This window comes from Haemophilus haemolyticus (genome assembly GCF_001679045.1).
GTDB classification, from domain to species: Bacteria; Pseudomonadota; Gammaproteobacteria; order Enterobacterales; family Pasteurellaceae; genus Haemophilus; species Haemophilus haemolyticus.
The window spans coordinates 23,986-36,783 of sequence record NZ_LYCK01000003.1 but is presented as its reverse complement, the minus strand read 5'-3'; the positions used below and the strand labels follow the sequence as shown (position 1 = coordinate 36,783).

The window sequence follows — 12,798 nt, the reverse complement described above, 5'->3', positions numbered from 1 at the left end:
AAGCTGGGGTTTTTGTTTTTTAGAAGTTAATACTTTAACAAAATAAGTTTAGATAAAGTTTGTGTTTGTTAGTGAGAAAAATATGCACTAGTGATACAATCCGCAAAATTTTTAGAAGGATACTTTATGGCTCGTAAGAAAAAAACACGTCGAATTACCGATATTATGCCAATTCGAAAAGCAGATAAAAAAATAGATATAACAAAAGCACGCCCAGGTAAAAAGCTTACACGCTATGAATTGGATGCTAAAGCTCGTGAAGATAAGAAAAAACGTAAGCATAAGGGTTTAGCTTCAGGATCTCGTCATAGTGCGGTTGAAGAAAAAGCGAATAAACTTCAAAATGAAATTAAAGATCCAAAAATTGGTAGTAAGAAAAAGGTTCCGTTGGTTGTTGAATTTATTAATAAACCTGAAAAAGGTCAATTAATTCCAGTAATAAAACAGGTGAAAAAACAAGATCCAATGAAAGAGCTTGAAAATCTGGAAAATAATGAAATTCTTAATGAATTATTGGATGCTTTAGATGAAGGTAAAACTATTAGTAAAGCAGATCAACAATTTGTAGATGAATGCTTAGATAGAATTTCTGAATTAATGGAAGAACTTGGCATTGAAGACGAAGATGAAAGTGAAGATGATTTATACCGAACTTTCGAGCGTATCGATATTAACCAATTTAGATAAGTTATGATTTGGCTATTTATTGTAATTGCATTTTTCTTGCTGATTGGATTGAGTTTATATGCAATATATTTATTAAAACAGTTAAAAATCCAAAAGGAATTGATTACTAAAGCCAAGCATGCGCGCACTATACGATTAAAAGAAAGCATTGATATTATTGCTCGAGCAATGCAATCTGGGGAATGTAATACTTCAGAAGGAGTAATCCGTCTTACAATGCTATTAAGGCCTTTTGGTAAGAATTTATCTACTTATCCTGCGATGGCTAACTTATATGAAGTTGTGCGTGATATGCCTACACATGATGCTCGTAAATTGCTTGATAAAAGAGAAAGAATGCGTTTAGATTTAGATCGAGAAAGTGCAGAAGTACAATTTGAACAAGATATTAAAAAAGAATTGTATATATTATTAGAAGATATTAAATCTATCGAGTTAATGTAAATAGTGTGACTGTAAAGAAAAATGCGCTAAGTTTATCCTAGCGCATTTTTTTATGATTATTTTTGTTAACGATTTTGTTCAAAAAATAATACCGTTGCGGCAACGCGAGAATGTACATTTAATTTGCGTAATAAATTACGGATATGTACTTTCACGGTTTCTTCTGAAATAAACAGTTGTGCTGCAATTTGTTTATTTGATAGACCTGTCGCAATTTGACGAAGTACGCCCATTTCACGATCCGTTAGGCTGTCTAATGGGTTTTCTTCATGAGTACGTTCTAACAGTAAATTTTTAATAGAATCACTCAGAATGACTTCACCTTGTGCAATGCGCTTTATTTGGTCTAGTAAAGTATCTGGTTCCGTATCTTTTAGCAAGTAACCATCTGCACCTGCATCAATCAGAGTATAAATATCATTTTTTGCATCAGACACTGTTAAAATTAAGATTCGTGCATCAACGCCTTCTGCACGTAATCCTTTGAGCGTATCTAACCCAGAAAGTCCTTTCATGTTGAGATCTAAAATGATCACATCAGGTGATGTTTGTAATGCCACAGAAATCCCTTCTGTGCCGCTGCCTACGTCAGCCACCACTTCAAAGTTATCATCTAATTCTACAAGTTGTTTAATGCCACGACGCATTAACGGATGGTCGTCAATCAATAAAACTTTTAGTTTTTCTTGCATAATTTCCCCTTTAGTGGCAAAAGTCCACTTTAAAAAACGTAATATTCTATAAAGAATTCAATTCTATGCCAATCTAGAATAGAAAAAAATTTGATTTATCTCACAAACTTACTGTTTGAGGTAGGCTGATTTATGGACAGAAAAAGAGCGGTAGAAAAATAGATAATTTTTTACCGCTCTTTTAAGATAAGAAAGATTAAATGGTCGACTCTAATGCCCAAAGTTCTTGTAAGGTTTCTCGACGACGAATTAAGTAGGATTGATCGACATCTACTAAAACTTCAGCAGTACGGGGTCTTGAGTTATAGTTTGATGACATGCTTGCTCCATAGGCGCCTGCTGAGCATTGAGCTATATAATCACCTTCAGCAATAGACAGTTCTCGTTGTTTGCCTAAGAAATCTGACGTTTCACAAACTGGCCCGACAACATCATAAATGGCTTTTTCTCTTTCTAAAGTGCGGTCAATTTCTACGATGTTATAATGCAGGGCGGATCATATCATTCATCCCTGTGTCGGTAATTGCGAAATTACGACTTTCATTATTTTTTAGGTATTGCACTTTGGCCACTAAAATTCCCGCATTTGCAGAAATTGCTCTACCTGGTTCAAGAATAATTTCAAGTTCAGGATAATTTTCTAGTTTTTCTAACAATGCATTGGCGTAATTGCTTGGGTGAGGTGGTGTTTCATCCGTATAAGTCACGCCTAAACCACCGCCTAGATCGAGATGTTTTAATTTAATCCCATCTTCTTTTAATTGTTCCATTAGGACAATTAAGCGATCTGCTGCATCTAAGAATGGTTGTAATTCAGTGAGCTGTGAGCCTATGTGGCAATCCATCCCTGTTATTTTTATGTTTGGCAGCGTTGAGGCTAATTTATATACCTCTCGAGCTTCATTTACACTTACACCAAATTTATTTTCTTTTAATCCTGTTGAGATATAAGGGTGTGTATGCGCATCAACATCTGGATTCACACGCAAAGAAATTGGTGCTATTTTCCCCATCTCGCCTGCGATCTGGTTAATGTATTTGAGTTCAGAAACTGATTCCACATTAAAGCAACGGATTCCAACCTCTAGTGCTCGCATAATGTCTTCTCGAGATTTAGCTACGCCCGAAAAGACTACTTTTGATGCGTCGCCACCTGCGGCGAGTACACGCTCAAGTTCTCCTTGCGAGACAATATCGAAACCTGAACCCAGTTTTGCCATGATATTTAATACGCCGATATTTGAGCAAGATTTTACGGCAAAGCAAATTAAGTGAGGACGCTTACCGAAGGCTGAGTCAAAAGCATGCCAATGGCGTTCAAGTGTTGCGCGAGAATATACATAAAGAGGTGTACCGAATTGTTCAGCAAGTTGTTGAACCGGAATATCTTCAGCATAAAGCTTATTATTTTTATATTGGAAGAAATTCATGTTGTGTTCCTGTTTTTTATTTTGGGATTGTAATTGGATAATCGCTTATTTGGTTTGTTGTGCTTGTTCTTTTTCTGGGAAATATAAAGGACCTTTGACACCGCATCCTGTTGCCACAATGCAAATTGCACTAAGCACTAAAATTGATAGTAGTTTTTTCATTTTTCTCTCTCTTACTTATCGGTAAATCCGCCTTTCACAAGCTTAAGAAAGGCTTTATAATCTGCCGCATTCTATCAGATTTAAACAGGAACATTTTATGAATATTGCAGAATTTCACCAAAATATTGAACAAGTTTGGCAAAAAATTGAAGAAGAATTAGAAGCGCAAGGTGCGGATGTAGATTGTGAAACGCAAGGTTCAGTATTTACAATCACCTTTGATAATCACACACAAATAGTGATTAACAAGCAAGAACCATTACTTGAGCTTTGGATTGCGAGTAAATTAGGTGGTTTTCATTTTGCTTTTAAAAATGGCGACTGGGTTTCTAACGACGGAAAACGTTTTTGGGATTGTTTAGTCGAAGCTTGTGCTACTCATGGCGAGAACGTGCAGTTCTAAGATGCTTGATTCTCATTTATCACCAAAAATAATAGAAAAAACAACCGCACTTTCTGTTTTGAAATCGGTTTTCGGTTATCAATCTTTCCGTAAAGGGCAGGAAGAAGTCATCAATGCCGCCTTAAACGGACAAGATGCTTTGGTGGTAATGGCAACAGGGAATGGCAAATCGCTTTGTTACCAAATTCCCGCGCTTTGTTTTGATGGTTTAACTTTAGTGATTTCTCCGCTGATTTCCTTGATGAAAGATCAAGTGGATCAGCTGCAAGCTAATGGAATTGAGGCGGATTTTCTTAACTCTAGTCAGACTTTAGAACAGCAGCAAAGAGTACAAAATAAGCTTATTTCTGGGCAACTTAAACTGCTTTATGTGTCGCCAGAAAAAGTGATGACGAACAGTTTCTTTCAACTTATTTCTTATAGTAAAGTCAGCTTTATTGCGATTGATGAAGCACACTGCATTTCTCAATGGGGGCATGATTTTCGCCCAGAATATACTCAGCTTGGCGGTTTAAAAGCTAGTTTCCCTCATGCGCCGATTATGGCGCTCACCGCGACAGCCGATTATGCGACTCGCCAAGATATTTTAACTCACCTCAATCTAGAAAATCCACATAGATATATTGGTAGTTTTGATCGACCAAACATTCGTTATACTTTGGAAGAAAAATATAAACCAATGGAGCAACTGATACGTTTTGTGTTGGCTCAAAAGGGCAAGAGTGGGATTATTTATTGCAACAGCCGAAACAAGGTTGAACGAATTGCGGAAAGTTTACGCAATAAAGGTGTCTCTGCTGCTGCTTACCACGCGGGAATGGAAACAGCATTTCGTGAGCGTGTGCAACAGGATTTTCAGCGTGATAATGTTCAAGTAGTCGTCGCAACCATTGCTTTTGGAATGGGGATTAATAAATCCAATGTGCGATTTGTTGCCCATTTTGATTTACCTCGCAGCATTGAATCTTACTATCAGGAAACGGGGAGAGCAGGACGTGATGATTTGCCTGCAGAGGCTGTTTTGTTTTATGAGCCTGCGGATTACGCTTGGTTACAAAAAATTCTCTTAGAAAAACCAGAAACGCCACAGCGTCAGATTGAGCAGCATAAATTAGAAGCTATTGGTGAATTTGCAGAAAGCCAGACTTGTCGCCGTTTAGTTCTTCTCAATTATTTTGGTGAGCATCGACAAACACCATGCAATAACTGTGATATTTGCCTTGATCCTCCTAAAAAATATGATGGTTTAGTCGATGCGCAAAAAGTAATGTCTACTATTTATCGAGTGGGGCAATGTTTCGGTGCACATTATGTGATTGCGGTGCTGCGTGGAATGCACAATCAGAAAATTATTGAACGCCAACATGATAAACTTTCAGTGTATGGCATTGGAAAAGATAAAAGCAAAGAGCATTGGCAGTCTGTCATTCGTCAGCTTATTCATTTGGGTTTTGTGCAACAGGTCATTGGTGAATTAAATCCAACATTGCAACTTACTGAAAGTGCAAAAGCAATTCTGAAAGGTGAAGAACCATTAGAACTGGCAATGCCTCGTATTTCTGCAATCAGTAAGATTGCCCATAATCCACAACGTCAAAGTGTTGCAAATTACGATAAGGATTTATTTGCACGCCTGCGCTTCTTACGCAAACAAATTGCCGATAAAGAAAATATTCCGCCGTACATTGTCTTTAATGATGCAACTTTACAAGAGATGGCACAATATATGCCAACAAGCAATATTGAAATGTTGCAAATTAATGGCGTGGGCTCAATCAAATTAGAGCGGTTTGGTCAGCCGTTTATGGCATTGATTCAAGAACATAAGGCAATTTTGGCGAAAGCGCAAAATAATGAGTAAGTATCGAAAGTGCGGTTAAAAATCACCGCACTTTTTGTTATACTTGCGCCAATTTTTTCAGTTCTTAGAATCTAAGGTTAAACAATGCGTACAAGTCAATATTTATTCTCCACCCTTAAAGAAACGCCAAATGATGCTCAGGTCGTGAGCCACCAATTAATGTTGCGTGCAGGTATGATTCGCCCAATGGCATCAGGTTTATATAACTGGCTACCTACTGGTATTCGCGTATTGAAAAAAGTAGAAAAGATTATTCGCGAAGAGATGAACAAAGGTGGTGCAATTGAGGTATTAATGCCTGTGGTGCAACCTGCGGAATTATGGGAAGAGTCTGGTCGTTGGGAGCAATATGGCCCTGAGCTCCTTCGTTTTGAAGACCGCGGAAACCGTAACTTTGTACTTGGGCCAACTCACGAAGAGGTGATTACTGATTTAGTGCGCCGAGAAGTTTCTTCATACAAACAACTTCCACTTAATTTATACCAAATTCAAACTAAATTCCGTGATGAAGTGCGTCCTCGTTTTGGTGTAATGCGTTCGCGTGAATTTATTATGAAAGATGCGTACTCGTTTCACACGACACAAGAAAGTTTGCAAGAAACTTATGATGTGATGTACCAAGTGTACAGTAACATTTTTAACCGTTTAGGCTTAGATTTCCGTGCGGTGCAAGCGGATACAGGGTCTATTGGTGGTTCTGCGTCTCATGAATTCCAAGTGTTGGCTTCAAGTGGTGAAGATGATGTTGTATTCTCAACAGAATCGGATTTTGCAGCGAATATTGAGCTTGCTGAAGCGGTAGCTATCGGTGAGCGTCAAGCACCAACCGCAGAAATGACATTGGTTGATACGCCAAATGCGAAAACTATCAATGAACTTGTAGAACAATTTAATCAACCAACCACTAAAACTGTGAAAACGTTGATTGTGAAAGGTGCAGACAAAAACCAACCGCTTGTTGCTTTAATTGTTCGAGGCGACCACGAATTAAACGAGATCAAAGCACAAAAACACCCATTAGTGGCAGATCCTCTTGAGTTTGCAGATGAAGCAGACATTAAAGCAAAAATTGGTGCGAGTGTTGGTTCATTAGGCCCTGTGAATTTAAATATTCCTGCAATTATTGACCGCACTGTGGCGTTAATGTCTGATTTTAGCTGTGGTGCGAATATCGATGGAAAACATTACTTCAATGTGAACTGGGAACGCGATGTAGTAATGCCAGAAGTATTTGATTTACGTAACGTAGTAGAAGGTGATCCAAGTCCGGATGGTAAAGGCACGCTTCAAATCAAACGTGGTATTGAAGTGGGGCATATTTTCCAACTTGGTAAAAAATACTCTGAAGCAATGAAAGCGACCGTGCAAGGCGAAGATGGTAAACCTCTTGTGATGACAATGGGTTGCTACGGCATCGGCGTAACTCGTGTGGTGGCATCAGCCATTGAGCAACACCACGACGAACGCGGTATCATCTGGCCATCAGACGAAATCGCCCCATTCACTGTCGCCATTGTGCCGATGAATATGCACAAATCTGAAGCCGTGCAAAAATACGCTGAAGAACTTTACCGCACTTTACAATCGCAAGGCGTAGATGTGATTTTTGATGATCGTAAAGAACGCCCTGGTGTGATGTTCGCCGATATGGAACTTATCGGTGTACCGCATATGGTGGTAATCGGTGAGAAAAACCTAGAGAACGGTGAAATTGAATATAAGAACCGTCGTACCGGTGAAAAAGAAATGATTAGTAAAGAGCAGTTGCTCAGCGTTTTAAACGAAAAGTTAGGTAATCGCTAATCAGCATTTTATTTTGTATATTGTGACAAAAGAGCGGCTATTTTTTAGCCGCTCTTTTTGTTGATTTAACGTTTATATTGAACCATGTTTAATCCAAACTAAATGCTCGAATATAAGGTAGCTTTCCTTTTTCTAGCATTTCTTGAATCCCGCTTTGATGGTCATTGGTGCCTAAACCTCTTAATTCTAAGGTTACGCCAATGCTATTATCGTAAACGACCTCATTATGCTTTTGATTTTGGTGGCTTGTGACATAGCGTCTAGCACCAACACCAATCGCCCAACAACAGCTGTTATACTGGACGCCAATATATTGTTCTACTGGTTTTTGTAAGGCGAGATCTTGATAATAGCGCCCTACTACAGCCCAATTATTGGCAATTTCCCAGCCTACAACTAATCCCACTTGTTGGATATCTTGTTGATATGCGTTGGCTGATTTACCTAAGTTTTGGTCAATATATTCTTGGTTCGCATATCGATAATTTAACTGAATTAAATTATTTTTTTCAGGATTATATTCTAGTGAGGTATTCGCTAATGATGTTGAATTGGTATGAGTATCAAATTGATAGCTACCATGCCAATGCCATTTATCACTCATTTTCCAATTAGATTCTAATGCCCAAGCTGATGATGAAGTCGGGGTTTTATTTGCTGGGTTTTCATCAATACGAGAATTACTTAAGTAATAAATTTGACCTGCAGATAAATTAAAGCGTTCCTCACCACCAATATCATAAAAACGAGTTGTGCCACCCAAGGTAACTTGATTTGCCGATGAAATTCGGTCTAAACCACTATAACGGCGATCACGGAATAGCGAATAGTAATCTTGCTGTACTAATGCTGAATCGTAACCAAATCCTAAATACTCATTATTAAGTTTTGAACCAATATTGCTTTGATTTCGGTAAGGGCGATATAAATACTGCACGTGCGGTTCGAAGGTTTGTGTATAGTCTTTTAAGAACGTTGTATCGCGTGCTAATATGCTTTGTAAATCAACTTTAAATTGTGGAATAACTCGATTTACCGTTTTTTGCACGTCCTCTGCATTTTTTCCTGAACCTTTTTTCTGATCGTAGCGAGTCGTATAAAGTTTAGTTTCAATATTCAAACTGCCGTATTTATTTGACATTAAAGAATTTAGGCTGGGCTCTGCATGGAAACGCCATGCAGTTGGCATTAATTCACTGTCATTATCAAAACGAACAGCTTGTGAATGTAATTTGAAATTAAACCATCCATTAGCCAAATCATGTTTGTAATAATTGAAATCTAATTGTGGCATTGCGCGATAAGGGCCGATGTCCACTTCATCGAAAATCTGGAACTGATGTGCAGAAAGAGAAAAATTATAATTTGGTTGATAATAAGCTATGCGAGCATATTGGTTTGCGTAGCCATCAGTACTGCGACCATAAACGGACTCAAAATCACTGAAATAACGTTTGTCGCTTACTCGGGTATAATCAATATTTAAGCGCCAATTTTGCAAAAAGCTAGAATTGTGATTCCAATAGAACAAATGACGTTTTCGATTATCACTAGAATATTCAGAGTAACGATCCTTACCTAAATATTCTCCTGCCACTTTACCTTCGCCAATAGGGGTTAAATAGCGAAATTCCCCATTTGCTTGCCAACCACGGCGAGACATATATTTCGGGGTAAAAGTAAGATCGTAATTAGGTGCAATATTCCAATAAATTGGTTGTGCATACCAAAGACCATCTCGGCTAGATGTTCCCGCACTTGGAATTAATAAACCGGAGCGACGACGATCTCCAATAGGTAATTGTAAGTAAGGGGTATAAAAGACGGGAACGCCATGCACTTTGAAGCGAGCATGCCACATTTCAGCATATTCTTCTTTCACGTATTGACGAATTTCTGACGCATCTACAGCCCAAGCATTATCACCTTGCAAACATGAAGTAAAGGTGGCGTTTTTCATGACGCGATAATTATTACTTAATGTTATATCATCAGCCTTACCTCGACCTTGACGACCGACAAATTCATATTCTGAATTTGTTAAATTACCATCGTGACTATCTAAATTAAATTCTGCATCTTTACCCAACATATTGATCTGATTATCTTTATAATCAAATCCATCGCGAACATAAGCCATGCGTAAAGGTGTTGATTGGTTTCCTGATTGTTTTACCTGCACGGATTGTGCTAACAAATGACGATTGCCTTGTTTCAAATCCACATTACCTTGATAGGTCGCATCATTTGGCTGATTAATTTCTGCGTTATCCGCTTCAATATATACAGGCAGAGAATTCACATCACCCGTCACGACTTCACCGCTAAATTTTGGCACGCCCATTAAACATTGTTCATGCAAATCTGCCAAACTTTGTTGGCTATAAAGTGCGGTCAAAATAGCAAGTGAAATTAAAGTGTGTTTTTTATTCATCGTCTTGTTTTAATTTGTCAGAAAATTGGTCAGATTATACTGGAAAAAGCTCAAGGCTAGTAATATTTTTCAATAAACTGTTGATGGGATGTATCTAGGATTTTCTATAACTTTACTTGCATAAAATTAAAAAACTCAGCAAAAGCTGAGTTTTTATTTTTCTTATTTTACAACGTTAAATGTCAACGGGTCATAAACAATCTCACCCACTTGAACTTGGATTGTATATTGGCCTCTAGGATCCTTTTCATCAAATTTCCAGCAATTTACTACCGTTTTACCTTGGTTTAATGCATCACGAGTTGTTGTGATTGTGTGGGTCTTTTTATCTTCAGAAACTTTAACTGCATTTGGATTTTCTGATACAGCAAAGGTTGTTTTTTCAGGCGATTTAAATACTTCAGTAACAGTAATTTGTTTCGCAAAATTACCATTAGCTACCCAGCAAAGTTGGTGTGCTTTAGCTGAACGAGAAATATCTTTTTTACCTAAATCTGTTGGAGTTTTACCAGACATATCATAGGTTGAAAGGTAAAGTGTTGGTTGCGGTTCTTGTGGAACATCGGATGCGGCAAATAAAGATGATGCTGCGCATAAAGAAAGTACGGCTAATGTTAATGATTTTTTCATTACGATTTTCCTCTTTAAATAAAGTATGAATGATTAAAATTCATGGTGTTTTGGGATTGTTGAAGCTATTGTACCATCAGTACGCCAATGCATCCCATATCTTCTAGCATTAAATTCGATACCCCAAATAAGAATGGATAGTTGCCAGAAGATGCTTGATCAAATTTCACTAAAATTTGAGTTTTGTTTTTTACCCAAACTGTATCTTTCCAAGCTAATTCTTCAGCTTGGAATTGATGTTCTCCTTGGCTTTCCACCACAAATTTGGCACCTTGAATAGTAAATCCAACAGGTAAACTTGCATTTAAAATCCAGCGTTCAATTGTTCCTTTTCGGGCTATTACATCAACTTTGCGTGGGTCAAAACGCCTTTGGTTAATTAAACCGTTTGTGACATCAATATTAAATTCTCTAGTTTGTGCAACGGCTTGTTGTAACATCGCTGGCGCATCCGTTTCGAAAGTGAGATTCGGTTGTTTATTAAATGCTGACATTTCTCCCTTGGCTCGCAATTCAAGGACAGTGTTATCAGCGAGCTCATCGCTTGAGATCAACATATTTTTCATTTTGTCGTACAAGCCACGTTTACTTCCGCTAATGAGAGATACGTTGTCAATTTCATTCATATTAACGAGTATTTCTGCACGTTCTCCTGGCGAGAGAACCAAAGATTTGACTGATTTAGTTTTTGGTAAGAAACCTAAATCTTGTGCAATAAGCAGAATTTCTTGATCATTATCCAAGCGTAAATCATAAGCACGCGCTAATGAGGCATTGAGCAAACGTAAACGAACCCAACCTCGTGCGACATCTAAATATGGTGCTTCAATACCATTTACTAATAAGCGATTGCCTACAAAGTGCGGTTGATTTTGTTTGAATAATTGGAGACCATCATTATTAAATTCCATATCTTGTAAAATCAATGGAATGTCATCAACGCCGTATTTATTGGGAAGATTAGCTTTTAGGCTTTGCTCATCTTCAATCAACCACATTCCAGCTAAGCCACGATAGGTTTGATAGGCTGAGTTAGCTAATGTCGCGGAATGATACCAACAGCTTGCTGCAGGTTGTTCAATAGGCACGATGGGTGCCCAAGACTCGCCTTTTTTTAGTATTCTAGCCGCTCCACCAAACAGTTCACCTGATGCTTGTAAGCCTTGAATAGATAAGGCAACTGATTGTGGCAAATTGTTATGATAATTAAGTTTGGCAAAGCTACCTGATTTGATTTTAATGGTTGGGCCAAGATAATTACCGTTGAATCCCCATACTGTCACATTGTGTGAGCCATCTAGGGGGTAATTCATTTCCTGCATTGTTAATACAATCGGGCGACCGCGACGAACTTCAATTAGTGGCGGCACAACTAATTTTTCACGGCTTGCCGCTAACAATGGTGCGGGCACTGTGGAAAGTGCGGTAGAAATCGCAGCTGTTTTTAATAATTGACGGCGGGAAAGGCGTGGCATTTTAGTTTCCTTTTGCTATCTCTTCATCAAGTTCGGCAATGCGTTTTTCCATTAGATCGTGACAATAAGCCGCAAGATCTCGAACGTTGTCTTTGGTATAGCCTGAAACATCAATTGGCTCCATTATTTCGCAAATTACTTTGCCATTATCCCAACGATTTAAATTAATTTTATTATGCGTGGTTGAGCAAACCACAGGAATAATAGGCACACCTGCTGAAATCGCCGCATGGAATGCACCCGTTTTAAAAGGTAATAAACCGCGGCCACGACTGCGAGTGCCTTCTGGGAACATCCAAATAGATAAATTATCTTCATTAATTCGTCGTGCGAGCTGAGACATTGTACTGTGTGCTTTTGTGCGGTTTTCTCTATCCAAGAAAATATTGCCCGTTACCCAATATAGAATGCCGAAGAAGGGAATCCAAATTAAACTTTTTTTACCCACACTCACTGTGCGAGGTTGCACCATATAAGAGATTGTCACCATATCATAATTGTTTTGGTGATTACCGATATAAATCGCGCGTCCAATCTGCTCTTGATTTTGAGGAATACGATGTTCTACTTTTAAGCCAAAAAGTGGATATAAGCGTCCAAACCAACGTGCAACAATGCCTACGTTACTTGGATTTTTAAAGCGGATAAAAGAATAAATCGTACCCAGTACACAAATTAGAATACAGCAGATTAATACGAGGAAAATTCGAAGTAGTTTTAACATGAGGATGCCCTATACAAAATTTCGTTAAAGTATAGCAAATTCAATATCAATAT

The 12,798-nt window shown here is 38.1% G+C and carries 11 protein-coding genes and 1 pseudogene; 5 read left to right on the top strand and 7 right to left on the bottom strand.

Annotated elements, in window-relative coordinates:
* Positions 1-126: 126 nt before the first annotated feature.
* The gene (yihI, locus tag A8M50_RS02775; protein WP_005646166.1) at positions 127-687 is read left to right on the top strand and encodes a Der GTPase-activating protein YihI; all 561 of its coding nucleotides are present in this window, start codon (positions 127-129) and stop codon (positions 685-687) included.
* 3 nt (positions 688-690) lie between these two features.
* Positions 691-1,131, top strand: a complete 441-nt coding sequence (locus A8M50_RS02770) for a DUF2489 domain-containing protein (protein WP_005646154.1) — start codon at positions 691-693, stop codon at positions 1,129-1,131.
* A gap of 65 nt (positions 1,132-1,196) precedes the next feature.
* Here A8M50_RS02770 and A8M50_RS02765 read toward each other — a convergent pair whose 3' ends face one another.
* The 3 genes and pseudogenes from A8M50_RS02765 to lptM all read right to left on the bottom strand — a co-directional run bounded on the left by A8M50_RS02765 (position 1,197) and on the right by lptM (position 3,415).
* Positions 1,197-1,823 carry a response regulator gene (locus A8M50_RS02765; protein ID WP_005635583.1) on the bottom strand — a complete coding sequence of 209 codons (627 nt, stop codon included), beginning with the start codon at positions 1,821-1,823 and terminating at the stop codon, positions 1,197-1,199.
* Positions 1,824-2,019: 196 nt separating this feature from the next.
* Positions 2,020-3,253 (bottom strand): annotated as a pseudogene (lysA, locus tag A8M50_RS02760) (diaminopimelate decarboxylase).
* Positions 3,254-3,298: 45 nt separating this feature from the next.
* The gene (lptM, locus tag A8M50_RS09045; RefSeq protein WP_005639040.1) at positions 3,299-3,415 is read right to left on the bottom strand and encodes an LPS translocon maturation chaperone LptM; all 117 of its coding nucleotides are present in this window, start codon (positions 3,413-3,415) and stop codon (positions 3,299-3,301) included.
* Positions 3,416-3,512: 97 nt separating this feature from the next.
* Between lptM and cyaY the strand changes: the two genes are divergently transcribed.
* From cyaY to proS, 3 genes are all read left to right on the top strand, one after another.
* Positions 3,513-3,818 (top strand): iron donor protein CyaY, encoded by a 306-nt coding sequence (gene cyaY, locus A8M50_RS02750; protein ID WP_005646182.1) that lies wholly within the window; start codon positions 3,513-3,515, stop codon positions 3,816-3,818.
* 1 nt (position 3,819) lies between these two features.
* Positions 3,820-5,679 carry a DNA helicase RecQ gene (gene recQ, locus A8M50_RS02745; protein WP_005646175.1) on the top strand — a complete coding sequence of 620 codons (1,860 nt, stop codon included), beginning with the start codon at positions 3,820-3,822 and terminating at the stop codon, positions 5,677-5,679.
* An 84-nt stretch (positions 5,680-5,763) separates the two neighbouring features.
* A complete protein-coding gene (gene proS / locus A8M50_RS02740) occupies positions 5,764-7,482 on the top strand; it encodes a proline--tRNA ligase (protein WP_005646180.1) in 1,719 nt (572 codons plus the stop codon).
* A gap of 88 nt (positions 7,483-7,570) precedes the next feature.
* Here the strand turns inward: proS and lptD are convergent, their stop codons facing one another.
* From lptD to A8M50_RS02720, 4 genes are all read right to left on the bottom strand, one after another.
* Positions 7,571-9,916 (bottom strand): LPS assembly protein LptD, encoded by a 2,346-nt coding sequence (gene lptD / locus A8M50_RS02735; RefSeq protein WP_005646150.1) that lies wholly within the window; start codon positions 9,914-9,916, stop codon positions 7,571-7,573.
* Between the two features lie 162 nt (positions 9,917-10,078).
* A complete protein-coding gene (locus A8M50_RS02730; protein WP_005646168.1) occupies positions 10,079-10,546 on the bottom strand; it encodes a PM0630 family protein in 468 nt (155 codons plus the stop codon).
* 65 nt (positions 10,547-10,611) lie between these two features.
* A complete protein-coding gene (locus A8M50_RS02725; protein WP_005646164.1) occupies positions 10,612-12,021 on the bottom strand; it encodes a multicopper oxidase domain-containing protein in 1,410 nt (469 codons plus the stop codon).
* Between the two features lies 1 nt (position 12,022).
* Positions 12,023-12,745 carry a 1-acylglycerol-3-phosphate O-acyltransferase gene (locus tag A8M50_RS02720; RefSeq protein ID WP_005639054.1) on the bottom strand — a complete coding sequence of 241 codons (723 nt, stop codon included), beginning with the start codon at positions 12,743-12,745 and terminating at the stop codon, positions 12,023-12,025.
* Positions 12,746-12,798 lie beyond the last annotated feature (53 nt).

Coding starts and splice junctions, on each gene's coding strand:
- A8M50_RS02720 (WP_005639054.1), bottom strand. CDS start 12,745: ATGTTAAAACTACTTCGAATTTTCCTCGTATTAATCTGCTGTATTCTA.
- cyaY (WP_005646182.1), top strand. CDS start 3,513: ATGAATATTGCAGAATTTCACCAAAATATTGAACAAGTTTGGCAAAAA.
- lptM (WP_005639040.1), bottom strand. CDS start 3,415: ATGAAAAAACTACTATCAATTTTAGTGCTTAGTGCAATTTGCATTGTG.
- recQ (WP_005646175.1), top strand. CDS start 3,820: ATGCTTGATTCTCATTTATCACCAAAAATAATAGAAAAAACAACCGCA.
- lptD (WP_005646150.1), bottom strand. CDS start 9,916: ATGAATAAAAAACACACTTTAATTTCACTTGCTATTTTGACCGCACTT.
- A8M50_RS02725 (WP_005646164.1), bottom strand. CDS start 12,021: ATGCCACGCCTTTCCCGCCGTCAATTATTAAAAACAGCTGCGATTTCT.
- proS (WP_005646180.1), top strand. CDS start 5,764: ATGCGTACAAGTCAATATTTATTCTCCACCCTTAAAGAAACGCCAAAT.
- yihI (WP_005646166.1), top strand. CDS start 127: ATGGCTCGTAAGAAAAAAACACGTCGAATTACCGATATTATGCCAATT.
- A8M50_RS02770 (WP_005646154.1), top strand. CDS start 691: ATGATTTGGCTATTTATTGTAATTGCATTTTTCTTGCTGATTGGATTG.
- A8M50_RS02730 (WP_005646168.1), bottom strand. CDS start 10,546: ATGAAAAAATCATTAACATTAGCCGTACTTTCTTTATGCGCAGCATCA.
- A8M50_RS02765 (WP_005635583.1), bottom strand. CDS start 1,823: ATGCAAGAAAAACTAAAAGTTTTATTGATTGACGACCATCCGTTAATG.